Annotated in this window: 26 protein-coding genes; 11 read left to right on the forward strand and 15 right to left on the reverse strand. The window is 63.3% G+C overall.

Features of this window, described 5'->3' with window-relative positions; translation table 11 throughout:
- Positions 1-77: 77 nt before the first annotated feature.
- From NKJ84_RS16405 to mdh, 6 genes are all read right to left on the reverse strand, one after another.
- Positions 78-3,017: a 2-oxoglutarate dehydrogenase E1 component gene (locus NKJ84_RS16405; protein WP_352507324.1), complete on the reverse strand. Its 2,940-nt coding sequence runs from the start codon at positions 3,015-3,017 to the stop codon at positions 78-80.
- Positions 3,018-3,148: 131 nt separating this feature from the next.
- A complete protein-coding gene (sucD, locus tag NKJ84_RS16410; protein ID WP_352507325.1) occupies positions 3,149-4,051 on the reverse strand; it encodes a succinate--CoA ligase subunit alpha in 903 nt (300 codons plus the stop codon).
- Positions 4,052-4,100: 49 nt separating this feature from the next.
- Positions 4,101-4,472: a cupin domain-containing protein gene (locus tag NKJ84_RS16415; RefSeq protein WP_254817847.1), complete on the reverse strand. Its 372-nt coding sequence runs from the start codon at positions 4,470-4,472 to the stop codon at positions 4,101-4,103.
- A gap of 32 nt (positions 4,473-4,504) precedes the next feature.
- Positions 4,505-4,996 (reverse strand): hypothetical protein, encoded by a 492-nt coding sequence (locus NKJ84_RS16420; RefSeq protein WP_352507326.1) that lies wholly within the window; start codon positions 4,994-4,996, stop codon positions 4,505-4,507.
- Entirely contained in the window at positions 4,996-6,192 is a 1,197-nt protein-coding gene (sucC, locus tag NKJ84_RS16425) for an ADP-forming succinate--CoA ligase subunit beta (RefSeq protein WP_352507327.1), read from the reverse strand. Before sucC ends, NKJ84_RS16420 begins: the two co-directional genes overlap by 1 nt.
- A gap of 41 nt (positions 6,193-6,233) precedes the next feature.
- On the reverse strand, positions 6,234-7,202 hold the full coding sequence (mdh, locus tag NKJ84_RS16430; RefSeq protein WP_352507328.1) for a malate dehydrogenase: 969 nt from the start codon (positions 7,200-7,202) through the stop codon (positions 6,234-6,236).
- Positions 7,203-7,432: 230 nt separating this feature from the next.
- On the opposite strand from mdh, the gene NKJ84_RS16435 reads away from it, so the two are divergent.
- A complete protein-coding gene (locus tag NKJ84_RS16435; RefSeq protein WP_352507329.1) occupies positions 7,433-7,861 on the forward strand; it encodes a GNAT family N-acetyltransferase in 429 nt (142 codons plus the stop codon).
- A gap of 39 nt (positions 7,862-7,900) precedes the next feature.
- On the opposite strand, the gene zapE is transcribed toward NKJ84_RS16435, so the two are convergent.
- Positions 7,901-9,097: a cell division protein ZapE gene (zapE, locus tag NKJ84_RS16440; RefSeq protein ID WP_352507330.1), complete on the reverse strand. Its 1,197-nt coding sequence runs from the start codon at positions 9,095-9,097 to the stop codon at positions 7,901-7,903.
- Positions 9,098-9,241: 144 nt separating this feature from the next.
- Complete coding sequence (locus NKJ84_RS16445; protein WP_352479663.1) at positions 9,242-9,781, reverse strand: protease inhibitor Inh/omp19 family protein; 540 nt, start codon at positions 9,779-9,781, stop codon at positions 9,242-9,244.
- Between the two features lie 313 nt (positions 9,782-10,094).
- Here NKJ84_RS16445 and NKJ84_RS16450 point away from each other — a divergent pair, with 313 nt between their 5' ends.
- From NKJ84_RS16450 to NKJ84_RS16485, 8 genes are all read left to right on the forward strand, one after another.
- Positions 10,095-11,105, forward strand: a complete 1,011-nt coding sequence (locus tag NKJ84_RS16450) for an MBL fold metallo-hydrolase (RefSeq protein WP_352507331.1) — start codon at positions 10,095-10,097, stop codon at positions 11,103-11,105.
- 71 nt (positions 11,106-11,176) lie between these two features.
- Positions 11,177-11,338, forward strand: a complete 162-nt coding sequence (locus NKJ84_RS16455) for a DUF1328 family protein (RefSeq protein WP_031195454.1) — start codon at positions 11,177-11,179, stop codon at positions 11,336-11,338.
- A 74-nt stretch (positions 11,339-11,412) separates the two neighbouring features.
- Positions 11,413-12,297 (forward strand): diaminopimelate epimerase, encoded by an 885-nt coding sequence (gene dapF, locus NKJ84_RS16460; protein ID WP_352507332.1) that lies wholly within the window; start codon positions 11,413-11,415, stop codon positions 12,295-12,297.
- Positions 12,297-13,598 (forward strand): tRNA (N(6)-L-threonylcarbamoyladenosine(37)-C(2))-methylthiotransferase MtaB, encoded by a 1,302-nt coding sequence (gene mtaB, locus NKJ84_RS16465; protein WP_352507333.1) that lies wholly within the window; start codon positions 12,297-12,299, stop codon positions 13,596-13,598. Before dapF ends, mtaB begins: the two co-directional genes overlap by 1 nt.
- Positions 13,599-13,609: 11 nt before the next feature.
- A complete protein-coding gene (gene ftsY, locus NKJ84_RS16470) occupies positions 13,610-15,436 on the forward strand; it encodes a signal recognition particle-docking protein FtsY (RefSeq protein ID WP_352479668.1) in 1,827 nt (608 codons plus the stop codon).
- A gap of 60 nt (positions 15,437-15,496) precedes the next feature.
- Positions 15,497-16,171: a septation protein A gene (locus tag NKJ84_RS16475; RefSeq protein WP_352507391.1), complete on the forward strand. Its 675-nt coding sequence runs from the start codon at positions 15,497-15,499 to the stop codon at positions 16,169-16,171.
- A gap of 67 nt (positions 16,172-16,238) precedes the next feature.
- Positions 16,239-16,859, forward strand: coding sequence for a pyridoxamine 5'-phosphate oxidase family protein (locus NKJ84_RS16480; protein WP_352507334.1), 621 nt, complete (start codon positions 16,239-16,241; stop codon positions 16,857-16,859).
- 33 nt (positions 16,860-16,892) lie between these two features.
- On the forward strand, positions 16,893-17,426 hold the full coding sequence (locus NKJ84_RS16485) for an NADPH-dependent FMN reductase (RefSeq protein ID WP_352507335.1): 534 nt from the start codon (positions 16,893-16,895) through the stop codon (positions 17,424-17,426).
- 7 nt (positions 17,427-17,433) lie between these two features.
- On the opposite strand, the gene NKJ84_RS16490 is transcribed toward NKJ84_RS16485, so the two are convergent.
- Positions 17,434-17,634: a tautomerase family protein gene (locus tag NKJ84_RS16490; protein ID WP_352507336.1), complete on the reverse strand. Its 201-nt coding sequence runs from the start codon at positions 17,632-17,634 to the stop codon at positions 17,434-17,436.
- 41 nt (positions 17,635-17,675) lie between these two features.
- Positions 17,676-18,593, reverse strand: coding sequence for an SMP-30/gluconolactonase/LRE family protein (locus NKJ84_RS16495; protein WP_352507337.1), 918 nt, complete (start codon positions 18,591-18,593; stop codon positions 17,676-17,678).
- Between the two features lie 262 nt (positions 18,594-18,855).
- Between NKJ84_RS16495 and NKJ84_RS16500 the strand changes: the two genes are divergently transcribed.
- Positions 18,856-19,023, forward strand: a complete 168-nt coding sequence (locus NKJ84_RS16500) for a hypothetical protein (protein WP_254817861.1) — start codon at positions 18,856-18,858, stop codon at positions 19,021-19,023.
- 34 nt (positions 19,024-19,057) lie between these two features.
- Here the strand turns inward: NKJ84_RS16500 and NKJ84_RS16505 are convergent, their stop codons facing one another.
- From NKJ84_RS16505 to ccmA, 4 genes are all read right to left on the reverse strand, one after another.
- Positions 19,058-19,633, reverse strand: a complete 576-nt coding sequence (locus NKJ84_RS16505; RefSeq protein WP_254817862.1) for a DsbE family thiol:disulfide interchange protein — start codon at positions 19,631-19,633, stop codon at positions 19,058-19,060.
- Positions 19,630-19,797 carry a heme exporter protein CcmD gene (ccmD, locus tag NKJ84_RS16510; protein ID WP_352479673.1) on the reverse strand — a complete coding sequence of 56 codons (168 nt, stop codon included), beginning with the start codon at positions 19,795-19,797 and terminating at the stop codon, positions 19,630-19,632. Before ccmD ends, NKJ84_RS16505 begins: the two co-directional genes overlap by 4 nt.
- 126 nt (positions 19,798-19,923) lie before the next feature.
- Complete coding sequence (ccmB, locus tag NKJ84_RS16515) at positions 19,924-20,589, reverse strand: heme exporter protein CcmB (protein ID WP_352507338.1); 666 nt, start codon at positions 20,587-20,589, stop codon at positions 19,924-19,926.
- Between the two features lie 88 nt (positions 20,590-20,677).
- Positions 20,678-21,286: a heme ABC exporter ATP-binding protein CcmA gene (ccmA, locus tag NKJ84_RS16520; RefSeq protein ID WP_352507392.1), complete on the reverse strand. Its 609-nt coding sequence runs from the start codon at positions 21,284-21,286 to the stop codon at positions 20,678-20,680.
- A 283-nt stretch (positions 21,287-21,569) separates the two neighbouring features.
- On the opposite strand from ccmA, the gene acnA reads away from it, so the two are divergent.
- Positions 21,570-24,260, forward strand: coding sequence for an aconitate hydratase AcnA (gene acnA, locus NKJ84_RS16525; protein WP_352507339.1), 2,691 nt, complete (start codon positions 21,570-21,572; stop codon positions 24,258-24,260).
- 40 nt (positions 24,261-24,300) lie between these two features.
- On the opposite strand, the gene NKJ84_RS16530 is transcribed toward acnA, so the two are convergent.
- Positions 24,301-24,972, reverse strand: a complete 672-nt coding sequence (locus tag NKJ84_RS16530) for a ceramidase domain-containing protein (protein ID WP_352507340.1) — start codon at positions 24,970-24,972, stop codon at positions 24,301-24,303.
- Positions 24,973-25,074 lie beyond the last annotated feature (102 nt).

Raw genomic sequence — 25,074 nt, forward strand, 5'->3', positions numbered from 1 at the left:
GGTTTTTATTTTTTTATAATAGACTCTTTCTACTCCCCTCGGGGGGGCTGTCCTTGGGGGCTTCGGTGGTCTTTCTCCTACGCTATCCGGCGGGGGGCGGGCGGGGGGGCGCCCCCCCGGCCGGTATAGCGCACCCGCTGATGCTTGGCGTCGATATGCGCCAGCACCCATTCGAGATACGGGTCGATGAACGACCAGGCGCCCATGTTCTTGGGCTCCTCCTGGCACCACACCATCTCGGCATTACGGAAGCGCGACAGTTCGGTGATCAGCGCCTTGGCCGGGAACGGATAGAGCTGCTCGACGCGCAACAAATAGATGTCGTTGATGCCGCGCTTCTCGCGCTCTTCGTAGAGGTCGTAATAGACCTTGCCCGAACAGAGCACGACACGGCGGATTTTCGAATCCTTGGTGAGCTTGATGGCCTGGCCTGACAGCAGCTGCGCGTCGTCCCACAACAGCCGGTGAAAGGCGCTTTCGCCCGACATTTCCGGGAGGGTCGACACAGCCCGCTTGTGGCGCAGCAGCGACTTCGGCGTCATCAGGATCAGCGGCTTGCGGAAGTCCCGCTTCAATTGCCGGCGCAAGATGTGGAAGTAATTGGCCGGCGTCGTGACATTGGCGACCTGCATGTTGTCTTCGGCGCAAAGCTGCAGGAAGCGCTCGAGCCGGGCCGACGAATGCTCGGGCCCCTGGCCTTCATAGCCATGCGGCAGCAGGCAGACGAGGCCCGACATTCTGAGCCATTTGCGCTCGCCCGACGAGATGAACTGGTCGAACACCACCTGGGCGCCGTTGGCGAAGTCGCCGAACTGCGCTTCCCACAGCGTCAGCGCCTTCGGCTCGGCCAGCGAGTAGCCATATTCGAAGCCGAGCACGGCCTCTTCCGACAACATCGAGTTGATGACCTCGAAGCCGGCCTGCGCCGCCGACAGATTGTTGAGCGGGATATAGCGTGTCTCGTCGCGCTGGTCGTAGAGCACGGAATGGCGCTGCGAGAAGGTGCCGCGCTCCGAATCCTGTCCGGACAGCCGGATCGGATTGCCGTCGAGCAGGATGGCGCCGAAGGCCAGCGCCTCGGCCGTCGACCAGTCGATGCCTTCGCCGGACTCGATCGCCTGGCGGCGATTGTCGAGGAAGCGGATGATCGTCTTGTGCGCCTCGAAATCCTTCGGCACCTCGGTCAGTTTCTTGCCGATCTCCTTCAGCGTCTTGACCGGCACGGCGGTCTTGCCGCGCCGCTGTTCGTCCTGGTTGTCGGCCGAGCGCAAGCCGGACCACGCGCCGTCCAGCCAGTCGGCCTTGTTCGGCTTGTAATGCTGGCCGACCTCGAATTCCTGCTCGAGATGCGCCCGCCAATCGGCCTTCATCTTTTCGAACTCGGCCTGGGTGATGTGGCCTTCGGAAATCAGCCGGTCGGCATAGATCTGCACCGTCGTCTTCTGGTTGCGGATCTTGCGATACATGATCGGCTGGGTGAAGGCGGGCTCGTCGCCCTCATTGTGGCCAAAGCGGCGGTAGCAGAACATGTCCACCACGACAGGCTTGTGGAACTTCATGCGGAATTCGATCGCCACCTTGGTGGCATGGACCACGGCTTCCGGATCGTCGCCGTTGACGTGGAAGATCGGCGCCTCGATCATCTTTGCCACGTCGGACGGATAGGGCGACGAACGCGAAAAGCGTGGGTTGGTAGTGAAGCCGATCTGGTTGTTGATGATGAAATGCAGCGTGCCGGCGACGCGGTGGCCGCGCAGGCCGGACAGGCCGAGGATTTCGGCAATCACGCCCTGGCCGGCAAAGGCGGCGTCGCCGTGCAGCAGCAACGGCAGCACCTTGGCACGCTCCTCCAGCGGCACGATCTCCTCGCGGCTGCGGCCGAACAAATAGTCCTGTTTGGCGCGCGCCTTGCCCATCACCACCGGATCGACGATTTCCAGATGCGAAGGATTGGCGGTCAGCGACAGATGCACCTTGTTGCCGTCGAACTCGCGATCCGACGAAGCACCGAGATGGTACTTCACGTCGCCCGAGCCTTCGACCTCGTCGGGCGCGGCCGAGCCGCCCTTGAACTCGTGGAAAATGGCGCGGTGCGGCTTGGCCATCACCTGTGACAGCACGTTCAGCCGGCCGCGATGCGCCATGCCGAGCACGATCTCCTTCATGCCGAGCTGGCCGCCGCGCTTGATGATCTGCTCCAGCGCCGGGATCAGCGACTCGCCGCCATCAAGGCCGAAGCGCTTGGTACCCTTGTACTTGACGTCGATGAATTGCTCGAAGCCTTCCGCCTCAACAAGCTTCTGCAGGATCGCCTTCTTGCCGGCTGCGGTGAAGGAGATCTCCTTGTCGGTACCCTCGATGCGCGCCTGGATCCAGGCCTTCTCCTCGGGATCGGAAATATGCATGAATTCGACGCCGAGCGTCGAGCAATAGGTCCGGGTCAGGATATCGAGCATCTGCCGGATGGTGCCGAATTCCAGCCCGAGCACATTGTCGAGGAAGATCGGCCGGTCGTAGTCGGCTTCGGTGAAGCCGTAATTCTCCGGCGACAGCTCGTTATAATCCTCCAGCGGCTTGGCAATGCCAAGCGGATCGAGATTGGCGTGCAGGTGGCCGCGCATGCGGAAGGCGCGGATCATCATGATGGCGCGGACGGAATCGCGCGTCGCCTGATGCACGTCGGCGTCGGAAAGCGCTGCGCCGTTGCCGGCTGCCCTGTCCTTGACCTTCTTTTCGATGTGCTTTTCGACCAGGCCCCAATTGCCGTCCAGCGCCGAGACCAGCTCACCATTGGCTTGCATCGGCCAGGAGGGCTTGGCCCAAGAGGCGCCCTTGGCGTTCCTGCGCACGTCGCCGGCGTCATCCTTCAGCGCCGCGAAGAAGTCCTGCCATTCGGGATCGACCGAAGCGGGATCGTCCTCATAGGCGGCATAGAGCGCGTCGATATAATCGGCATTGCCGCCATAGAGGAAAGAGGTAAGCGAAAACTGGTCGTTGGCCTGATCTTGTCTTGCCATTTTTGTCCGCGGAGCCGCGCTCCGTCTCCTTTTCAGAGCGAATAGAGAGTAGCGAATAGCGAGTAGGGATTTTCCCTGGTTCGCGCCGTTACTCTGTTCTTACCTATTCGCTATTCACTACTCGCTACTCACTAACCTTTGATCGCCTCGACCAGCGTCGTGCCGAGCCGGGCCGGCGATGGCGAAACCTTGATGCCGGCCGATTCCATCGCCGCGATCTTGTCTTCCGCACCGCCCTTGCCGCCGGAGATGACCGCGCCCGCATGACCCATGGTGCGGCCGGCCGGCGCGGTGCGCCCGGCGATAAAGCCGGCCATCGGCTTGCTGCGGCCGCGCTTTGCCTCGTCCTTGAGGAACTGCGCGGCGTCTTCCTCGGCCGAACCGCCGATCTCACCGATCATGATGATCGACTTGGTCTCGTCGTCGGCGAGGAACATCTCCAGCACGTCTATGAACTCCGTGCCTTTGACCGGGTCGCCGCCGATGCCGACGGCGGTGGTCTGGCCGAGACCGACATTGGTGGTCTGGAACACCGCCTCATAGGTAAGCGTTCCCGAGCGCGAAACAACGCCGACCGAGCCCTTGCGGAAGATGTTGCCGGGCATGATGCCGATCTTGCATTCGTCGGGGGTCAGCACGCCGGGGCAGTTCGGCCCGATCAGCCGCGATGTCGAGCGGTCGAGCCTTGCCTTGATCTTGATCATGTCCATCACCGGTATGCCCTCGGTGATGCAGACGATCAGCGGGATCTCGGCCTCGATCGCTTCCAGGATCGCTTCGGCAGCACCCGCCGGCGGCACGTAGACGACGGAGGCATTGGCACCGGTCTTCGCCTTGCCTTCGGCAACGGTGGAGAAGATCGGCAGCGTCTCGCCCTTGGCGCCGGTCCAGGTCTCGCCGCCCTTCTTGGGGTGGATGCCGCCAACCATCTTTGTGCCGTGATAGGCGAGCGCCTGTTCGGTGTGGAACGTGCCGGTCTTGCCGGTCAGGCCCTGCACCAGCACCTTGGTGTTCTTGTCGACGAGAATGGACATGGTGGTCCTTTTTAAAAACCGTTGATCGGGGAAGGCCGCGCGCTCATGGTCACAACCGCTTCAGGTCGGCGACGGTGAGGTCGCTTTTGGCGTTGCCGGTGTTGAGCGTCGTCGCCGGCTCGAACATCAGCACGACAGGTTCCTCGCTCAGCGAGCGCGGCCGGTGCTCGACGGCGCGCGGCACGACGATGAACTCGCCGCTGCCAAGTTCCACCGTGCCGTCGCGGAAATCGATAGCGATGCGGCCGCGCAGCACGAGGAACGCCTCGTCCTCATTGTCATGTGCGTGCCAGTCGAAGACGTCGCCGAACTTGGCGATCTTGACCTGGCTGTCATTCACGTCGCCGGCAATATGCGGATCGAAGACCTTCTTGATCTTCGCATCCGCCGCCTCGACGAGGTTTATCTTGTGTGGAGGCATCGCCTAGCGACCTCGACCATGAAGTTCTGTGTTCAAGCTGGGCATTTTTTATTTCCGTGAACGACAGCACCGATCCATTGGCCCTTAGCCTCACGCGTAGTCACCACCTGAATAGACAGATTGCCGTCTGCGGTCTTGAGCTCCCCGAGGGAATTGGGATCTTCATCCGCCTGGAACCTGCTGCCATATCTGGAAAGCAGTCTTTTCAGGATCATATCCGCCGCGAGCTTCGGATTGTCTGTGCCAAAGGAAACCAGGCAATCGCATCTGCCACCCGAATTTCTGATCGAGGCAACGACTTCTGTAGCTTTGTAAATCAGACGTCCCTTCGAGCCGGCCAGGAAGCCGCTATTCCGGGCGACCGCATTAAACCTGCCGAATCGAGGCGCGGTCGCCGGGCACAGACTCATGAACAAATTCACCCGCTTGCCGATCCAGGCAGGCGATGCCGGATCTTCAGCCGAAGTCGCCGCGCTGGCCCAAAAAGCCATGCAGCAGAGCGCTATGGCCAGCAACCGATGCATCAGTCGCCCTTCACCGCCGCGACAATCTTCTTGGCTGCGTCATCGAGGTCATCGGCCGACACCACGTTCAGTCCGCTGTCGTTGATGATCTTCTTGCCGAGCTCGGCATTGGTGCCTTCCAGCCGCACGACCAGCGGCACTTGCAGGCCGACCTCCTTGACCGCGGCGATGACGCCCTCGGCGATGATGTCGCACTTCATGATGCCGCCGAAGATGTTGATCAGAATGCCTTTGACCGCCGGATCCTTGGTGATGATCTTGAACGCCGCCGTCACCTTTTCTTTCGACGCGCCGCCGCCGACATCGAGGAAGTTGGCGGGCTCGGCGCCGTAGAGCTTGATGATGTCCATCGTCGCCATGGCAAGGCCGGCGCCGTTGACCATGCAGCCGATATTGCCGTCGAGCGCGACATAGGCGAGGTCGTATTTCGACGCTTCGATCTCCTTCTCGTCCTCTTCGGTGGTGTCGCGCAATTCGAGCACGTCCGGGTGACGGAACAGCGCATTGTTGTCGAACGACACTTTTGCGTCGAGCACGCGCAGCCGGCCGCTCTTCATGACGATCAGCGGGTTGACCTCGAGCAGGCTCATGTCCTTCTCGACAAACGCCTTGTAGAGGATCGGAAACAGCGTGGAGCCGTCCTTGGCGGCGTCGCCGTCGAGCCTCAGTGCGGCGTTGAGCTTCTTCACATCGTCGGCCGTCACGCCCTTTTCCGGGTCGATGGCGACGGTAATGATCTTTTCCGGCGTGTCGTGGGCGACCGCCTCGATGTCCATGCCGCCCTCGGTCGAGACGACGAAGGCGACGCGCCCGACCGAGCGGTCGACCAGGATCGACAGATAGAGTTCGCGCTCGATGTCGGCGCCGTCCTCGATATAGAGCCGGTTGACCTGCTTGCCGGCCGGTCCGGTCTGCTTGGTGACCAGCGTGTGGCCGAGCATCTCCTTGGCGTTGGCGACGACCTCGGCCGCCGATTTCGCCAGCCTGACGCCGCCCTTGGCATCGGGCCCGAGCTCCTTGAACTTGCCCTTGCCGCGGCCGCCGGCATGGATCTGGCTCTTGACCACATAGAGTGGACCGGGCAGCGCCTTGGCGGCAGCTTCCGCCTCGCTCGCCTTGAACACCGGCACGCCCTCGGCCACGGGTGCGCCAAAGCCTTTCAGCAGCGCCTTGCCCTGATATTCATGGATGTTCATGCGCTATGTCTCCAGCTTGCTTGGCGGGCTTGGTTACCGGCTTACTTGGCCGCGAGATGTGGAGCGATCTTGACGCAGGCGTCGCACAGGCCCTGCACCGCCGCGACCGAATTGTCGAACATCTTCTGCTCGTTCTTTGTGAGCTCGATCTCGATGATCCGCTCGACGCCGCCGGCGCCGATCACCACGGGAACGCCGACATAGGTGTTCTTGACGCCATATTGGCCGGAGAGGTACGCCGCACAGGGCAGCACCCGCTTCTTGTCCTTGAGATAGGCTTCGGCCATGGCGATGGCCGAGGCGGCCGGCGCATAAAAGGCAGAGCCGGTCTTGAGCAGGCCGACGATCTCGGCGCCGCCGTCGCGGGTGCGCTGCACGATCTGGTCGAGCCGCTCCTTCGAGGTCCAGCCCATCTTGATGAGGTCGGGCAACGGGATGCCGGCAACCGTCGAATAGCGGATCATCGGCACCATGGAATCGCCATGGCCGCCGAGCACGAAGGCGGTGACGTCCTCGACCGAGACCTTGAATTCCTCCGCCAGGAAATAACGGAAGCGCGAACTGTCGAGCACGCCGGCCATGCCGACGACATGGCTCTTGGGCAGGCCGGAAAACTTCTGCAGCGCCCAGACCATGGCGTCGAGCGGATTGGTGATGCAGATAACGAAGGCTTTCGGCGCGTATTTCTTGAGGCCGGCGCCGACCTGCTCCATCACCTTCAGATTGATGCCCAGAAGATCGTCGCGGCTCATGCCGGGCTTGCGCGGCACGCCGGCGGTGACGATGCAGACGTCGGCGCCCTCGATGCCGGCATAGTCGTTGACGCCGGTCAGCCTGGAGTCGAACCCATCGACCGGCGACGACTGCGCGATGTCCAGCCCCTTGCCTTGCGGGATGCCTTCGGCGATATCGAACAGCACGACGTCGCCGAGATCCTTGAGGCCGACCATGTGGGCGAGGGTGCCGCCGATCATGCCCGAGCCGATGAGCGCTATCTTGTTGCGTGCCATGTCAGGATGTTTTCCCTTTGACTATGACGGCGCCCAAATCCTTGACGATTTGATGACGCGTCGGAGGAAGAGGCCGGAATGCTGCGGAACCGCGAAATTCGCCGCACGCAATAGCCCCGGCCGCACAAAAATTCAAACGATTATTTTGCAGTGAATAATTTCAATCGGTTAGAAACAATGGGACTTACGTAAACGTCAAAATCTGAAGCCGACTAGAGGAATTCTACACAATGGCACTGGAAATCAGAAGGCTGTTTCCTGGCGATGACGCCCTTGTGATGCGGGCTGCCGACGAAGTCTTCGACGAGCCGGTCAGGCCGGATCGGCTCTCCGCCTATCTTGCGGAGCCCGGTCATTTCATGGTCGTGGCCCTCGCCGACGGCATCGTCGTTGGCCAATGCGCAGCCGTCATCCACCGCCACCCGGACAAGGTGAGCGAACTCTACATAGACGAGGTCGGCGTGGCGCCGGCCTTTCAACGCCAGGGCATTGCGACGAGGATGCTCGACGCCATGTTCGCACTCGGTTGCGAGCATGGCTGTGAGGAGGCGTGGGTCGGCACCGAGCCGGACAATGTTGCTGCTCGCGCACTTTACGAGTCGCGAAAAGAGCCGCGTGGGCCGGCGGAGGGGTTCGTCATGTATGTTTATCGGTTATAGGCGCCGGCGGCAGGGCCTCTTCTGTACTATCCCTCACGCCTAAGCCTGCCGTGCCTCGGTCGATGATCCCCGCGCCCTCTGCCTCTCCGCCCAGTTCTCCAGCCAGTCGTGGCTCTGCATCTCGATCAGCCGCGATGCGGTGCGCTCGAACTCGAAGACTTCGTTGCCGCGCTTGGCCGTATAGAGCTGCGCCGGCGGTGCCGCGGCGCTCATCACCAGCCGTACATGATGATCGTAGAGCGTATCGACCAGCAGGATGAAGCGCTTGGCTTCGTTGCGCTTGCCTTCGCCGAGCACCGGCACCCGGTCGATGACGATGGTCGAGAAACGGCGGGCAATGGCAAGATAGTCGCGGGCCCCGAGCGGCCTCTCGCAGAGATCGGCGAACGAAAACCGCGCCGCCTCGCCGGCAGCACGCGGCACCACGACATGTCGGCCCTTAACCGTCAGCATCGTCTCGGCCGTCGGCCTGCCATGCGTCATCACCGCCCACAGCTCGTCGAGCGCATGGTCGGCGGCGGCATCGGCCGGGGTGATGTAGACCGGCATGCGGCTGAGCTTGTCCAGGCGGTAATCCTTGTCGGCGTCCAGCGCCAGCACGTGCGCGTGGCACTCCAGGATAGCGACAAACGGCAAAAACAACTGACGGTTCAGGCCGTCGCGGTAGAGATCCTGCGGCGCGACATTGGAGGTGGCGACCAGCACCACGCCATTGGCAAACAACGCCGAAAACAACCTGGACAGGATCATCGCATCGGCGATGTCGGTGACCGAAAATTCGTCGAAGCACAGCACCCAGGCTTCCTCGGCAAGCGCGCGCGCCACCGGCGGGATCGGGTCGTCCTCCTTGACCGTACGCTCTTTACGCGCCTGCCGGTGCTTCTGGATGCGGTCCTGCACGTCGGCCATGAAATCGTTGAAATGCACGCGGCGCTTGCGCCGCACCGGCAACAGCTCGAAGAACATGTCCATCAGCATGGTCTTGCCGCGGCCGACGCCGCCATGGATATAGAGGCCCTTGACCGCCTCGTGCCCCTCGCGCTTGCGGGCGAACAACCACCCCAGCGCGCTTGATTTATGCGCCAGCCGCTTTGCCGATATCTCGTCGATCAGCCGGTCGAGCGCAGCGGCGATCCGCTCCTGCGCCGGATCGCGCCCGATGGCGCCCGTCTCGACCAGATGGTCATAGCGCTGCTTGACGGTCGCATGGGTCTGGAGGCCGTCACGCAGATGCATCGGTCACGTCGTTCCGGAGCAATTCCAAGAAAAGTGTGTAGCGGTTTTCTGTCCGGAATTGCGTAAAAAACAAAAGAGAGCAATTCCAGGAAAAGTATGTAGCGGTTTTCCGTCCGGAATTGCGTACCAATGGGGGCCGTTCTCTTACCTTGTAAGCGAGATCGGCAGGCCGTTGGAAGTCTGGCCGTCGAATTTCTCGCCGCCCGAGGAATAAAGCCGTGCCAGCGTGCCGCCATTCTCGTCATAGAGCGTCAGTTGCTTGCCGGCGACGTTCCAGGATTTGATGCCGTCGATCGGCGCCGGGCAATGCAGCGGTCCGGCGCGGTAGCCCGACCCGAATTTGGTCTGCGGCGTCGCCACCTGACAGCTCTGGCCGGACACGCTTGCTTTCCACACACCAGCGACGCTAGAGGCGGTCAGGTCGGCCGCACCGGCCGGCGCCGTCCCGTCGGGCGGCAGCGAGGCGACCTGCGTGTTCTGCGGCGCAGTCGGAAATTTCGACGGGTCGGCGGCGCCGGGTGTCGCCGGTGGCGGCAACTGGTTTGCAGTCACCTTGCCGGCAGGCGCAGCTTCCAGCGGCGCCGGCTGCTGCTCGTCCATCGATGAGAACCGCGAGGTCGAACAGCCGCTCGCAACGAGCGCGGCCAGCGATACGGCCAGCAGGCCGGTTTTCGAAAATTTCATTCTTCAACCTCCGTCGGATCGAGCTGGGGAAGCCGTCCGCGCAATGTCCCCCTCACCAAGATGGAGAAGGTGGCGAAATTTCAACCCGATATGGTTAAAATACGGTTTGCGCCGCTAATGTTGCAAATTTGTCGCAAAATGCACATTGCCTGAATTGCGTCGCGCCTTGGCCTTTGGCCGGCCTCTCCGGTTGATGCGATACGGCGCGCTGGCGTCAAATCCTTGGCGTTTCCTTGGCGTTCACCTCAATGCTTGTGCGGGCCGGCTCCGGCATTATCTCTTGGCGATCAGCAAGCTGCAGGGAGCCGATTTCTTGGCCGCGAGAAAGAGAGCCGCCAACCGCTATTACAGCGGGCCGCCCAGCGATCATTTCGACGGCACCTTGTTCTTCAATCCCGACGGCCGGCCGCCGGGTCGCTTTGCCGATCTGTTGAAGTGGCAACTGAGCCGCGAGCGCTCGAAATGGCCGACGGCGGATCCGAGCCCGTTTCCGCCGGCAAGACCGGTCGAGCGCATCGATGGTTCTGCGCTGCGCCTCACCATGGTCGGTCATTCCTCGCTGCTCGTCCAGACAGCAGGCCTGAACATCCTGACCGATCCGGTCTGGTCGCGGCGTGTCTCGCCGCTCTCCTTCGCCGGGCCGAAACGCGTCAATCCGCCCGGCATCGCCTTTTCCCATTTGCCGCCGATCGACCTCGTGCTGGTCAGCCACAACCATTACGACCATCTCGACCTCGCCACGCTGAAGCGCCTGAAGACAAAACACGACCCGCTGCTGCTGACGCCGCTCGGCAACGACACAATCGTCGGCGCCGCCGTGCCCGGTATGCGGCCTTCCGCGCATGACTGGGGCGACCGGGTCGATATCGGCGATGGCGTCGCCGTCCATGTCGAGCCGGTGCATCACTGGTCGGCCCGCGGTACTCGCGACCGGCGCATGGCGCTATGGGCGGGTTTCGTCGTCGAGACGCCCGACGCAAAGATCTATTTCGCCGGCGACACCGGCTTCCACGGCGGCATCAATTACCGGCTGATGGCGCAAAAGCACGGCGGCTTCCGCCTCGCCATCCTGCCGATCGGCGCCTACGAGCCGCGCTGGTTCATGGCGCCTCATCACCAGGATCCGGAAGAGGCGGTGCAAGGCATGCTTTTGTGCAACGCCGCCTATGCCGCCGGCTGTCACTGGGGCACGTTCCGGCTCACCAACGAGCCGATCGAGGAGCCGCCCAGAAAGCTCGGTGAAGCGCTCGATGCTGCCGGCCTGCCGCGGCAACGTTTTCGCGCCTTGCGGCCGGGCGAAGTCTGGGACGTGCCGGAGGTTTAGCGCGGCGGAACCTGAGGCATCACATAGACGTTTGTAGGTTGTTCAAACCTGTCGGTTGCGAGGTGCCTCTTATGATCAGGTGGATTATCATTCTTTTGATTATCGCGGCCGCGGCGAGCCTGCTCGGCATGCCGGCACTGGCCGGAGCCGCCGCCACCGGCGCGCGCATCCTCATCGGCATCGTGCTGATCATCTTCCTGCTGATCGTGCTTGGCGTCTTCGCGGTGACGTGAAAATCACGCCGCGCTGGTAATTTCTGCCGCTATCCGCCATATAGGCGCCAAACCGGCAAGAGACCTTTCGATCGATGGCAAGCGCGGCCCCTTTCGCCAAGATGAACGGCATCGGCAACGAAATCATCGTTGCCGATATGCGTGGCCGTGCCGATCGCGTGACGTCTGCGGCAGCCGTCGCGCTCAATGCCGACACGTCGACCCGGTTCGACCAGATCATGGCGATCCACGACGCCAGGACGCCGGGCACCGCCTTTTTCATCGATATCTTGAATTCCGACGGGACCAGCGCGCAAGCTTGCGGCAACGGCATGCGCTGTGTCGTCCAGGCGCTCGCCGCCGAGACCGGCCAGAAGACATTTGCCTTTGAAACAGTCGCCGGCATGCTAAACGCCGAGGAACATGCCGACGGAATGATCTCGGTCGACATGGGCAGGCCGCGCTTTGGCTGGCAGGACATCCCGCTGGCCGAGGAATTCCGTGACACCCGCATGATCGAGCTGCAGATCGGCCCGATCGATGCCCCGGTGCTGCATTCGCCGTCGGTCGTCTCGATGGGCAATCCGCACGCTATCTTCTGGGTCGACCGCGACGTCTGGTCCTACGAGCTCGAGCGCTTCGGCCCGCTGCTCGAAAACCACCCGATCTTCCCCGAGCGCGCCAACATCACCATCGCGCAGGTGACTTCGCCGGAGACCATGATCATCCGCACCTGGGAGCGCGGCGCCGGCCTGACCAGGGCCTGCGGCTCGGCCGCTTGCGCCGCCGTGGTCGCCGCGGCCCGCACCCGGCGCACCGGCCGCAGCGTCACGCTGATGACGCCCGGCGGCGGCTCGCTGCATGTTCTGTGGCGCGACGACGACCACGTCATCCTCACCGGTGCCGCCGAATGGGAATTTTCCGGCAGCTTCGATCCGGCGACCGGGGCGTGGGCGCGCGACACCGAAAGCGCCGCCTGATGGCTCCTCTTGGCAACAAGGGCATCGAGGTCGTCACCTTCGGTTGCCGGCTGAACACCTATGAATCCGAGGTGATGCGGCGTGAAGCCGAAAGTGCGGGCCTCGGCGGCCTCGAAGGCGGCGCCATCATCTTCAACACCTGCGCCGTCACCGGCGAGGCTGTACGCCAAGCCAAGCAGTCGATCAGAAAAGCCCGCCGTGAGAACCCGGCCGCCCGCATCATCGTCACCGGCTGCGCCGCGCAGACCGGCCCGCAGGATTTCGTCGCCATGGACGAGGTCGACCTCGTCCTCGGCAATGAGGAAAAGCTGAAGGCGCATTCCTATCGCGCGCTGCCGGATTTCGGCGTCAACGACACCGAAAAGGCGCGCGTCAACGATATTTTTTCGGTACGCGAGACGGCCGCCCACATGGTCGACGCCATCGAGGGCCGGGCACGCGCTTTCGTCCAGGTGCAGAACGGCTGCGACCACCGCTGCACCTTCTGCATCATTCCCTACGGTCGCGGCAATTCGCGCTCCGTGCCGATGGGCGCCGTGGTCGAGCAGGTCAAGCGACTCGTCGGCAATGGTTATGCCGAGATCGTGCTGACCGGCGTCGACATGACCAGTTTCGGCGCCGACCTGGCTGGCGCACCGAAGCTCGGCAAATTGGTCAAGACCATCCTGAAGCAGGCGCCCGACATGAAGCGCCTGCGGCTTTCCTCCATCGATTCGATCGAGGCCGACGACGATCTGCTGGACGCCATCGCCACCGAGCCCAGGCTGATGCCGCATCTGCATCTGTCGCTGCAATCGGGTGACGACATGATCCTGAAGCGGATGAAGCGCCGGCACAGCCGCGACCAGTCGATCCGCTTTTGCGAGGATGTGCGCAAACTGCGCCCCGGTATCGTTTTCGGCGCAGACATCATCGCCGGCTTCCCGACCGAGACGGACGCCATGTTCGAAAACTCGCTGGAGATCGTCGAGGAATGCGGCCTGACGCATCTTCATGTCTTCCCGTTTTCGCCGCGCGAAGGCACGCCCGCCGCGCGCATGCCGCAGCTCCGCCGCGACGTCGTCAAGCAACGCGCGGCACGCCTGCGCACCGCCGGCGAGGCCGCCTATCGCCGCCATCTTGCCTCGCTCGCCGGAACGCATCAGTCGATCCTGGTCGAGCGTGACGGCCTTGGCCGCACCGAGGGGTTTACGCTGGCAGTGTTGTCGGCGGGCGCGCCTGGCGACATCGTCGAGGCTGATATCGCCGGCCATGACGGTATCAGACTGATCGCCGCGCCGCTTGCCGCCCGCGGCGTCTGAGAGCGCAAGACATGGCTGGTTTTTTCAAGAAGATATTTTCGTTCGGCAAGAAGGAAGTGGTCGAGGAGCGGCCCGACGAGACCGCACCGCTGCCGCCGATCAAATGGGACGAACTGGAGGCGCTGAAGCCGGCCGCCGAGCAGACCGTTCCGGAGTTTTTGAAACGCGAAGAGCCTCGCCCCGAAGCCGTACCGCCGGTCGAGGCGGAAGCACCCGCGCCGCAGCCGGCGCCTGTTGAAGAGGCCGAGCCCGAACCTGCGCCGACCCTTCTGGTCGAGCCGGACACCCAGCCAGAACCAGCTCCGGTCGAGGAGCCAGAGGCGCCTGCTGAACAGGCTGCGTCAGACGCCGCTCCCGTCGTTCCCGAGCCAGCCCCAGAGCCAGAGCCGAAGGAAATTCCTGAGCCAGAGCCGACGCAGCCAGAAATCGTCCAGACTGAGCCTCCGCCATCCGAACGTGGCGCTGCCCCTCATCCGCCTGCAGGCACGTTCTCCCCGTATAGTGACGGGGAGAAGGGTGCTGATCGTCACGCCGAGCCTCGTTTTGAAAGCGGCAAAGAAAAAGCTCCGGCGCTGACGCCCCCCTCTCCCCGTCCCTTACGGGGGTCCGAAGGACGGGTGAGACAAGCGGCGCGCCCCGGAACGGGTGAGGGTGAGGGGCAGCGCCAACCTGCGCAAGACGCGGCACCCACTGCCGAAATCACGCCACCAGCACCCGAAGCGCCGCCGCCGGCCGAAATCCCGCCGCCGATCCGCCAGCCAGCGCCCGTCGAGACGAAGCCGCCGCTCGCCGAGATCGCGCCCGAGCCGGAGGCCGTCCCGCAACCATCGCCGGAGCCAAAGCCCGCCCCCGGCAAAGTCACCGTAACCAAGAAGGTCGAGCAGAAAGCCGAGCCGCAGAAGGCGCCCGAACCGACGCCGAGGCGCTCCTGGTTCCAGCGCATGCGAGACGGGCTTGCGCGCTCCTCCCGGGAGTTGTCGGGCAACATCGCCGGCGTCTTCACCAAGCGGAAACTCGACGAGGACACGCTGCAGGACCTGGAGGACGTGCTGATCCGCGCCGATCTCGGCATGGAGACGGCTTTGCGCGTAACCGATGCACTCTCCGCCAGCCGCTACGGCAAGGACGTCTCCGATACCGAAGTCCGCGCCATCATGGCGGCCGAGGTGGAGAAGGTGCTGTCCCATGTCGCCATGCCGCTGGAACTCGACCTCAGCCATAAGCCGCATGTCATCCTGGTGGTCGGCGTCAACGGCACCGGGAAAACAACGACTATCGGCAAGCTCGCCGCAAAGCTCACCGATGGCGGCCTCTCGGTGATGCTCGCCGCCGGCGATACTTTCCGCGCAGCCGCCATCGAGCAGCTGAAGATCTGGGGCGAGCGCACCAACTCGCCAGTCATTGCCTCGAAGCTCGGCGCCGACGCCGCTGGCCTCGCCTATGACGCATTCGAGCGGGCGAAGGAGGCCGGCTCGGACGTGCTGATCATCGACACCGCCGGGCGGCTGCAGAACAAGACCGAACTGATGGCGGAACTGGAAAAGATCGTCCGCGTACTGGGCAAGCTCGATCCGGAAGCGCCGCACACGGTGCTGCAGACGGTCGATGCCACCACCGGCCAGAACGCGCTCAACCAGGTCGAGATCTTCCGCAATGTCGCCGGCGTCAACGGCCTGGTGATGACCAAGCTGGACGGCACGGCGCGCGGCGGTATTCTGGTGGCGATCGCGGCGAAGCATAAATTGCCGGTCTATTTCATCGGCGTCGGCGAACAGGTCGACGACCTCGAACCCTTTTCCGCAAGCGAATTCGCCAGGGCGATCGCTGGCGTGGCTTGACGAGCATGATCCCAATAAGGTGCAGGCTTTTTGGATTGAATCATGCGTAAGAAGGACCTTATGAGCCCACCCATTCTCGAACGCGACCCATCCGACCCGCAAAAGCAGAAGAAGGAAGCCGTCAATCCGCTGCTCAAGCTGGTACTGGAGCTTGGCCCGCTGATGGTATTCTTCTTCGCCAATGCGCGCGGCGCATGGCTGGTGCAGAAATTCCCGGCGCTGGGCGAGTTCGGCGGACCGATCTTCGTCGCCACCGGCCTGTTCATGGCCGCGACCGCGGTCGCGCTGATCGCTTCCTGGCTGCTGACCCGTACCTTGCCGATCATGCCGATGGTGTCGGGCGTCGTCGTCTTCATCTTCGGTGCGCTGACGCTCTACCTGCAGGACGATATCTTCATCAAGATGAAGCCGACCATCGTCAACACGCTGTTCGGCGGCGTGCTGCTCGGCGGCCTGTTCTTCGGCAAATCGCTGCTCGGCTATGTCTTCGAATCGGCCTTCAATCTCGACGCCGAGGGTTGGCGCAAGCTCACCTTCCGCTGGGGCCTGTTCTTCCTGTTCCTAGCCCTTGTCAACGAAGCGGTCTGGCGGAATTTTTCCACCGATACATGGGTTACCTTCAAGGTCTGGGGCATCATGCCGATCACGCTTCTGTTCACCTTCAGCCAGATGCCGCTGATCCTGCGCCATTCGCTCGAGGACAAGACCGAGAAAGCGGGAAAGGCCGGCAAGTAGCAACTCCAGGAAAAGGTCTGTGCAGCGGTTTCCCCTGGGAATTGCGTCAGAATAGGAGGGGACGTGGATGGAATTCATCATCACGCGCGACGAGCTGAGGACGATCTACAAGACGCCTCGGCCGACCGACGGCTCGATTCGCAAGGAATTGAAGACATTGGACGGCCACTGCCGTTCCTTCATCGGCAAGAGCCCGTTCGTGCTGATCGGCTCGTCCGACGGCGCCGGCAATGCCGATGTGACGCCCAAGGGCGACAGGCCGGGCTTTGTGGCAGGGCTCGACGAGAAGACCATCGCCATCCCCGACCGGCCGGGCAACAACCGGCTCGACACGCTGGAGAACATCCTTCTCAATCCCTCGGTCGGGCTGCTCTTCCTCATTCCCCGCATGAACGAGACGCTGCGTGTCAACGGCGATGCCCGCATCACCGTCGATGCGGCATTGCGCGAGCGGCTGGCGGTCGACGGCAAGGCACCGCAAAGCGTCGTCGTGGTGACGGTCAAGGCTGCCTACATGCATTGTGCCAAGGCCTTCATGCGCTCCGAACTGTGGAAGCCCGAAACCTGGTACGACCGTGCGACGCTGCCGACGCTCGGCCAGATCCTGCGCGACCAGCTGGCGCTTGCCGAAACGGCGGAGGCCACCGACCGCTGGCTTGACGAGGATTACAAGCAGACCATGTGGTAGCGTGCCCGGCAACGAATCGCCGAGCCGGTCCCTTTGCTGAACATTCTCGCCATTTCCGGCAGCCTGCGCGCCGCCTCGACCAATTCGGCCCTGGTCGCGGCCCTCACGCAAAACGCGCCGCCGGACTGTCACATCTCCGTCTATGACGGGCTTGGTCGGCTGCCGATCTTCAACCCCGACGACGAAGGCGAGCGGACGCCGCCGCAAGCAGCGGCGCTGATCGATGCGGTCACCGCCGCTGACGGCGTCATCGTCTCCTGCCCGGAATACGCACACGGCGTGCCAGGCGGCCTGAAGAACGCGCTCGACTGGCTGGTGTCGCGCGATGCCGCCGTCGGCAAGCCAGCCATGCTGGTGCATGCTTCGCCGCGCTCGCTGTTTGCCCGCGCCGCACTGGTCGAGGTCATGCGGACAATGTCTTTCGCGCTCTATGACGAAGCAGCGCTCGAAATCGCGCTGCTCGGCAAGAGGCGGCCGGAGGTTGAGAAAATCCTGGCGGAACCGGAAAACCGGCTGGCGATGCGCGGCGCCGTTTCGGATTTCGCCGAGTTCATCCGCGCTGGCTGAGCGGCGCTCAACCCTTGCCTCTCCGCGTCTCGACGTCGGTTTCGCCGACGAACCAGTCGCGTGCAGCGACCTCCTCGAAGACCACCCAGACATCGTTGTTGGTCAGGCCGGTGACGGCGGTGATAGCCGCTGTCACCTGGGCGGCGATCGCGGCCTTTTTGCCGGCCGGGTCATCGGCAATCACCTCCTTGACCAGGCGGATGTTCACGAACGGCCTGGTTCCCTCCCTTGGATATGCTTGGCATCCGCTCAGTAGGTTTTGGCGCCGTTGACCATAAGCCGGACCATGTAGAGCGAGGTCGTGCCGGCGATGTAGAGGCAGTTCAGCTTGTTGCCGCCGAACACGCAATTGGCAACGACTTCCGGTACCTTGACCTTGCCGATCAGCGTCCCGTCTGGATCGTAGCAGTGGATGCCGTCGGCGGCGCTGGTCCAGATGCGGCCGTCCGCATCCAGCCTGAAACCGTCGAACAGGCCGGCGGTGCAGTCGGCAAAGACCTTTCCGCCTGAGACCGTCTTGCCGCCCTGGCCGACATTGAACACCCGGATGTGCGCCGGGTTTTGCGCACCATGCGTACGGCCGGTATCCGCTACATAGAGCTTGCTCTCGTCGAGCGAGAAGGCGAGCCCGTTGGGCCTGACCATGTCGGTGATCACCGCCTCGGTCTCGCCGGTGCCGGGATCGACCCGATAGACATGGCAGGCGCCGATCTCGCTTTCGGCCTTGTCGCCCTCGTAATCGGTATCGATGCCGTAGCTCGGATCGGTGAACCAGATCGAGCCATCGGACTTGACCACCGCGTCATTGGGCGAGTTCAGCCGCTTGCCGCGCCATTTGTCGGTGATGGTGATGACCGAGCCGTCATGCTCGGTCCGGCTGACACGGCGGCCGGAATGCTCGCAAGTAACCAGCCGGCCTTGCCGGTCGACGGTGTTGCCGTTGGAATTGCCCGACGGCTGACGGAACACGCTGACACTGCCGTCGGTCTCGTCGTAACGCAGCATGCGATTGTTCGGGATGTCGGACCATACCACATAGCGCCCGGCTGCAAACCAGGCCGGTCCTTCCGCCCATCGGCAGCCGGTAAACAGCCTGTCGACCTGTGCATTGCCGTTGAACAGCCGCGAAAAGCGCGGATCGAGAACTTCGTAGAATTCGCTGGCCATGGTTCCTCCCGGTAGCAGTCGCTTGGCGAGGCGCGATCAAGCCAGCCCACGCTCGATATAGCAAGATCGATGATGCGTCAGAAGCCTTATGGAAGCGAATGCTGGCGCGGACGGCAGGTCACATCCGGTTAACCGGCTATGCGCCCAGCGCAATGGTGCATTGCAACATCTTATTTTTGCAACGCACCATAACTATGTCATGCTTCGTATCGATCAAGGGAGGAACAACTGGCCGCAAATGCGGCGCAAAAGGAGACTCGCTATGATCATCGACAGCCTCATGAGCCGCGCTCGCGCCAGCATCGCCAAGCGCCGGCATTACAACCGCCTCGTCGCCGAAATCGACAGCTTCACCAGCCGCGACCTCGCCGACATGCGCGCCGATCGCTCAGAAATGCTCTACCAGGTCCACAAGCAGATCTACGGCTGAGTCTTCCGTCGACCTTTGATGAAACGGCGGGCAATCAGCCCGGCACGGCCAGCGCCTTCTCGATCTCCGGCAGCAGCAGCGTCTGCGCCGAGTCCGGCGTCAGCGGCCCGACATGCTTGTAGGCGATCTTGCCATCCTTGCCGATGACGAAGGTCTCCGGCACACCGTAGACACCCCAGTCGATCGCCGTGCGCCCGGCCTGGTCGACGCCGATCGCCTGGAACGGATTGCCGAGATCGCCAAGGAACCGACGGGCGTTTTCCGGCTGGTCCTTGTAGTTCAACGCTGCCATGACGAAGCGTCTGTCCTGCGACAGCGCCAGCAGCACCGGGTGCTCTTCGCGGCACGGCGCGCACCACGACGCGAAGACGTTGACCAGCGTCACCTTGCCGGCGAACTGTTTTGAATCGAGGCCCGGCAAATTGGTGCCCTCGAGCGCCGGCAGGTTGGTCTGCGGCGCCGGCAGGCCGATCAGCGCCGACGGCACTTCCGACACGTCGCGCCCGGACAAGAGCTGCGCCAGGAACAATCCCGCCAGCCCGAGAAAGACCAGCAGCGGCAGCAGCACGATCAGGCGGCGGCGCGCCGGTGTTTCCGTTTCCGTGCTCATGGCTTGACTGCCCTATCGGAGCGCCGGCGCACGCCGGATGCTTCCAGCTCGGCGAGTTCTCGCTTGCGGCCGCGCTGGTCCAGCAGGATCCAGCCGATCAGCCCGCCCAGCACCACGGCCGTGATCGCATAGGCGGCGGTGACATAAAGCGCGTGTACGCTCATGCTTCTCGCTCCGCGGCGCTTTCCAAACGGTCCGTCTCGCCTTGTTCCGACATGTCCTCTCTTAACGCCGCGCCATCGGCTCCGCAATTGTTCGCCGCGCCGCAGGGATGAGCTGAAGCCAACACATCAATCCGTTCCGTGCCGCAGCGCCAGCGCCGCCGCCACCGGCCCGAGCACGGCAAGGAACAGGGTCAGCGCGGCAAGAATGAGGAAGGGCTGCAGGAACGGATCGGGGTCCGCTACCGCGCCATAGCTTGCCGATACGCCGAAGATCAGCACGGGAATGGTCAGCGGCAGCACCAGCACCGAGATCAGCAGCCCGCCCCGCGGCAACGCTACCGCCACCGCAGCACCGGCGGCACCGATGAAGGTAATCGCCGGCGTGCCGACCAGCAGCGTCAGCGCCGTGGCGCCGATGCCGGCCGGCTCCATGTTCATGAACAGGCCGAGCAGGGGCGCGGCGACGACCAGCGGCAGCACGCTTCCCGCCCAATGCGCCAGGCATTTCGTCAGCACGGTCAAGGCCAGCATTTGCCGGTCGTTGCCAAGCACCAGAAGATCGAGAGAGCCGTCTTCCCGATCAGCCTGGAACAGCCGGTCGAGGCCGAGCAGGCAGGCAAGCAAGGCGGCAATCCACAGGATCGCCGGGCCGATGCGGGCCAGCAGCCTCAGGTCGGGACCGACGCCGAACGGGATGGTCGTGATGACGGCGAGAAAGAAAATCACTCCAGTCAGCGCTCCGCCGCCGGCGCGGATGCTCAGGCGGATGTCGCGCAGGAAGAGGGACCACATTATGGTTTGGTCCTGATGCAGGCGTGAAGGCCAAGCAAAGGATGGAGTTCCGTCGCAGGACAGAGGGGGGCGCCGTAGAGCACCAACATCAAACGGCCTCGCCCATCACCAGCCCTTGTGCCCGCTCGATCCCCAGCGGCAAATGCGTCGCCGCGACCACGATCCCCCCACTCTCGAGGTGCTTCTCCATCAATTCGCCGACTCTCTCCTCCGAAACCTTGTCCAGTCCTGCGGTCGGCTCATCAAGCAGCCACAATGGCCGATGGCTGACCAGCAGTTTTGCAATCGCCGCGCGCCGGCGCTGGCCGGTCGAGAGATAGCCGAACGGCAGATGGCCGATGCGGCCCAGGCCGACGGTTTCCAGCGCCTCTTCGACACCCGCAGAGCCCGCGCCCGAAAAATCGCGCCAAAAGCACAGATTCTCCTTGACGCTCAGCGCCGTCTTCATCGCGTTGAGGTGGCCGAGATAGTGACAGGCCGAGGCGACCGACGGGAAGTCTTCGCCACCACCTTCGAACCGCACACGGCCTGCCGCCACCGGCAACAGACCGGCGACGATCCTGAGCAGCGTCGATTTGCCGGCGCCGTTCGCCCCGGTGACGACCAGCGCCTGGCCATCCCCCAGCGCGAATTCGATGCCGGAAAATACCGTCTCGCCGCCGCGTTCGCCGCCCAGATTTTCGGCGATCAGCCGCATCCGTTCCCCTTCGCCGAAAAGTTCAAGTGCGGCTTCGGTGCGCCGCAGCAAAAATGGCGATTCCGTGTCTAGAACTATTCCAGAAAATTCTCTATATCCGCATCATCCGTGCCAGCGGTCGGCACGGGAACCGAATTTGCGCCGAACCAGCGCGCGTGCCGCCTTGAACGGCCCGGACGCTTGGGAACGGACAGCGGAAATGGCCGTACCCGCACCTTTGCGCGTGATTTGCATGCCCACTGGCGTCCGTTCCCTCCCGGCAACCGACAGTTAGGGATCGCACGTGTCCAAATCACTCGACAGCTTCAATTGCCGCCGCACGCTGACCGCCAGCGGCACCGAGTACATCTACTATGACCTTGTCGAGGCCGAAAAGAACGGCCTCACAGGCATTGCCCAATTGCCCTATTCGATGAAGGTGCTGCTGGAGAACCTGTTGCGCAACGAGGACGGCCGTTCCGTTACCAAGGAGAGCATCCAGGCGGTCGCCGGCTGGCTGACCGACCGGGGCACTGCCGGCGTCGAGATCGCCTATCGCCCGGCCCGCGTTCTGATGCAGGATTTCACCGGCGTTCCGGCTGTGGTCGACCTTGCCGCCATGCGCGACGCCATGGCCTCGCTCGGCGGCGACCCGCAAAAGATCAATCCGCTGGTGCCGGTCGATCTGGTCATCGACCATTCGGTCATCGTCGATGAATTCGGTACGCCGCTGGCTTTCGCCCGCAATGTCGAGCTTGAATATGAGCGCAACGAGGAACGCTACAAATTCCTGAAATGGGGCCAGCAGGCGTTCCGCAATTTCCGCGTGGTGCCGCCCGGCACCGGCATCTGCCATCAGGTCAATCTCGAGTACCTCGGCCAGGTGGTGTGGACCAACAGCGAAGACGGCGAGACCACCGCCTATCCCGACACCTGCGTCGGCACCGATTCGCACACCACCATGATCAACGGTCTTGGCGTGCTCGGCTGGGGCGTCGGCGGCATCGAGGCGGAGGCCGCGATGCTCGGCCAGCCGGTTTCCATGCTGCTGCCGGAAGTCATCGGCTTTCGCCTCACGGGCAGGCTGAGGGAAGGCGTCACCGCCACCGACCTGGTGCTCACAGTCACCCAGATGCTGCGCAAGAAGGGCGTCGTCGGCAAGTTCGTCGAATTCTTCGGTCCGGGCCTGTCCAACATGACGCTGGCCGATCGCGCCACCATTGGCAACATGGCGCCGGAATATGGTGCAACCTGCGGCTTCTTCCCGGTCGACAGCGAAACCCTCCGCTATCTCACCATGTCCGGTCGCGACGAAGGCCGCATCGCCCTGGTCGAGGCTTATTCGAAGGCGCAAGGCTTGTGGCGCGATGCCGGCTCGGCCGATCCGGTCTTCACCGACCTGCTGGAGCTCGATCTCGGCAGCGTCGTCCCGTCGATGGCCGGCCCCAAGCGGCCGGAAGGCCGGGTCGCACTTGAAGACATTCCGGCTGGCTTCGCCAAGGCGATGGAGACCGAATACAAGAAGGCCGCCGAAATCGACAAGCGCTATGCCGTCGAGGGGACGGACTACGATCTTGGCCATGGCGATGTCGTCATCGCCGCCATCACCTCCTGCACCAACACCTCGAACCCGAGCGTGCTGATCGGCGCCGGGCTGTTGGCGCGCAACGCCAACCGGCTCGGCCTCAAGCAGAAGCCGTGGGTCAAGACCTCATTGGCGCCGGGCAGCCAGGTCGTGGCCGAATATCTCGAGAAATCCGGCCTGCAGAAGGAGCTCGACCAGATCGGCTTCAACCTGGTCGGCTTCGGCTGCACCACCTGCATCGGCAATTCCGGCCCGCTGCCGGCGCCGATCTCTAAGACCATCAATGATAAGGGCTTGATCGCTGCGGCAGTCTTGTCCGGCAACCGCAATTTCGAAGGCCGCGTCTCGCCCGACGTGCAGGCGAACTATCTCGCCTCGCCGCCACTGGTCGTCGCCCACGCGCTGGCTGGGACCGTGACCAAGGATCTGACCACCGAGCCGCTCGGCGAGGATCGCAACGGCAATCCGGTCTATCTCAAGGATATCTGGCCGAGTTCGGTCGAGATCCAGGAATTCATCGAGAAGAACGTCACACGCGAATTGTTCGCCCGCAAATATGCCGACGTCTTCAAGGGCGACGAGTACTGGCAGAACGTCAAGGCGCCGGAAGGCCAGACCTATGCCTGGGACGACAATTCCACCTATGTGCAGAACCCGCCCTATTTCGCCGGCATGACGTCAGGCTTCGGCAAGATCGGCGATATCAAGGGCGCGCGTGTGCTCGGTCTGTTCGGCGACAAGATCACCACCGACCACATTTCGCCGGCCGGTTCGATCAAGGCGGCCTCCCCGGCCGGCAAGTACCTCACCGACCACGGCGTCGGCGTCGCCGATTTCAACCAGTACGGCACGCGCCGCGGCAATCATGAGGTAATGATGCGCGGCACCTTCGCCAACATCCGCATCCGCAACCACATGCTGGGCGAGAACGGCCGCGAGGGCGGCTACACCATCCATTACCCGTCGAAAGAAGAGGAATCGATCTACGACGCCGCCATGCGCTACAAGAAGGAAGGCGTGCCGCTGGTCATCTTCGCCGGCGTCGAATATGGCAACGGCTCGTCGCGCGACTGGGCGGCCAAGGGCACCAATTTGCTGGGCGTTCGCGCCGTCATCGCCCAGTCCTTCGAGCGCATCCACCGCTCCAATCTTGTCGGTATGGGCGTCATCCCCTTCGTCTTCGAGGAAGGCACCTCATGGGCCTCGCTCAACCTCAAGGGCGACGAACTGGTTGAGATCGACGGACTGGGCAACATCAAGCCGCGGCAGAAGATGACCGCCAGAATCACCTACGGCGACGGCAGCGTCAAAGAGGTTCCGATCATCTGCCGCATCGATACGCTGGACGAGCTCGACTACTTCAAGAATGGCGGCATCCTGCAATACGTGCTGCGCGATCTGGCAGCATAGAGAGAGGAGTAGGGCAGTAAGGGAGTAGGGAACGCTTCCCCTATTCCCCTATTCCCGGCTTTCCAAACCGCGCTGTCGCCGCCAGCAGCACACCGAGCATCAGCCCGTTGAGGATGTGCCACAGGAAGTGCGTGCCGAGCGGGAAGCTGCCGCAGACCAGCGGATCGATCATCCGGCAGACGACCGATACGACGAAGATCGCCGAGCCCGCCAGATTGTACCAGCCGGCACGGTTGCCGCTCGCCGCCACCAAGGCGCCGAAGAAGGCGAGCGCCAGGAAGGGCGGCAGATAGCCGGTCGTGCCGTTCGACGCCTCGCGCAGCCAGTCCGGCACGGCAAAGGTCACCAGCCCGGCGACGGCATAGAAGGCGACGAAGATGGCGATCGCCTTGCCCCATTTCATGCCGAGAAAACGCCGCAGGTTGAACAGCGTGTAGGCCAGCGTGAACCCGGCGATTGGCAGCACGTCGGCCCAGACCGTGCCACGGTTGGCAAAGGTGTGGAACAGCGACGAGCCGACGCCAATCGCCACCACCCACCAGGCCAGCACTTCGGCGAAGATGCCGGTGCCGCGCCTGCGCACCTGCCAGACACCCCACAGCCCGGCGGCAAAAAAAGCCAGATTGCTCAGCGCATTGAGCGGTTCGGCCCAGAGTTCCGGCCCGGTCCGCTCGCAGTACAGGTCGACCGGCGCCAGGAGAGATTGCCACATGCTGATTGCCGCCCGAATCGCTTCCATCGTGTAGTGCAAGTCCACCTATTGCGCCCTTGCCAGCGGTTGCAACGGCAAAATTTCACCGCAACGTGACTTCCC

This window comes from Mesorhizobium sp. M0048 (assembly GCF_040323405.1).
GTDB lineage: Bacteria > Pseudomonadota > Alphaproteobacteria > Rhizobiales > Rhizobiaceae > Mesorhizobium.

Excerpts from the sequence above, each read along its gene's own strand:
- NKJ84_RS16420 (WP_352507326.1), bottom strand. The coding sequence starts at position 4,996 with ATGCATCGGTTGCTGGCCATAGCGCTCTGCTGCATGGCTTTTTGGGCC.
- mtaB (WP_352507333.1), top strand. The coding sequence starts at position 12,297 with ATGGCTCCTCTTGGCAACAAGGGCATCGAGGTCGTCACCTTCGGTTGC.
- sucC (WP_352507327.1), bottom strand. The coding sequence starts at position 6,192 with ATGAACATCCATGAATATCAGGGCAAGGCGCTGCTGAAAGGCTTTGGC.
- NKJ84_RS16480 (WP_352507334.1), top strand. The coding sequence starts at position 16,239 with ATGGAATTCATCATCACGCGCGACGAGCTGAGGACGATCTACAAGACG.
- dapF (WP_352507332.1), top strand. The coding sequence starts at position 11,413 with ATGGCAAGCGCGGCCCCTTTCGCCAAGATGAACGGCATCGGCAACGAA.
- NKJ84_RS16500 (WP_254817861.1), top strand. The coding sequence starts at position 18,856 with ATGATCATCGACAGCCTCATGAGCCGCGCTCGCGCCAGCATCGCCAAG.
- NKJ84_RS16475 (WP_352507391.1), top strand. The coding sequence starts at position 15,497 with ATGAGCCCACCCATTCTCGAACGCGACCCATCCGACCCGCAAAAGCAG.
- ccmA (WP_352507392.1), bottom strand. The coding sequence starts at position 21,286 with ATGCGGCTGATCGCCGAAAATCTGGGCGGCGAACGCGGCGGCGAGACG.
- ccmD (WP_352479673.1), bottom strand. The coding sequence starts at position 19,797 with ATGAGCGTACACGCGCTTTATGTCACCGCCGCCTATGCGATCACGGCC.
- zapE (WP_352507330.1), bottom strand. The coding sequence starts at position 9,097 with ATGCATCTGCGTGACGGCCTCCAGACCCATGCGACCGTCAAGCAGCGC.
- ftsY (WP_352479668.1), top strand. The coding sequence starts at position 13,610 with ATGGCTGGTTTTTTCAAGAAGATATTTTCGTTCGGCAAGAAGGAAGTG.
- NKJ84_RS16455 (WP_031195454.1), top strand. The coding sequence starts at position 11,177 with ATGATCAGGTGGATTATCATTCTTTTGATTATCGCGGCCGCGGCGAGC.
- NKJ84_RS16405 (WP_352507324.1), bottom strand. The coding sequence starts at position 3,017 with ATGGCAAGACAAGATCAGGCCAACGACCAGTTTTCGCTTACCTCTTTC.
- sucD (WP_352507325.1), bottom strand. The coding sequence starts at position 4,051 with ATGTCCATTCTCGTCGACAAGAACACCAAGGTGCTGGTGCAGGGCCTG.
- NKJ84_RS16505 (WP_254817862.1), bottom strand. The coding sequence starts at position 19,633 with ATGAGCACGGAAACGGAAACACCGGCGCGCCGCCGCCTGATCGTGCTG.
- mdh (WP_352507328.1), bottom strand. The coding sequence starts at position 7,202 with ATGGCACGCAACAAGATAGCGCTCATCGGCTCGGGCATGATCGGCGGC.
- NKJ84_RS16415 (WP_254817847.1), bottom strand. The coding sequence starts at position 4,472 with ATGCCTCCACACAAGATAAACCTCGTCGAGGCGGCGGATGCGAAGATC.
- NKJ84_RS16445 (WP_352479663.1), bottom strand. The coding sequence starts at position 9,781 with ATGAAATTTTCGAAAACCGGCCTGCTGGCCGTATCGCTGGCCGCGCTC.
- ccmB (WP_352507338.1), bottom strand. The coding sequence starts at position 20,589 with ATGTGGTCCCTCTTCCTGCGCGACATCCGCCTGAGCATCCGCGCCGGC.
- NKJ84_RS16435 (WP_352507329.1), top strand. The coding sequence starts at position 7,433 with ATGGCACTGGAAATCAGAAGGCTGTTTCCTGGCGATGACGCCCTTGTG.
- NKJ84_RS16495 (WP_352507337.1), bottom strand. The coding sequence starts at position 18,593 with ATGGCCAGCGAATTCTACGAAGTTCTCGATCCGCGCTTTTCGCGGCTG.
- NKJ84_RS16530 (WP_352507340.1), bottom strand. The coding sequence starts at position 24,972 with ATGTGGCAATCTCTCCTGGCGCCGGTCGACCTGTACTGCGAGCGGACC.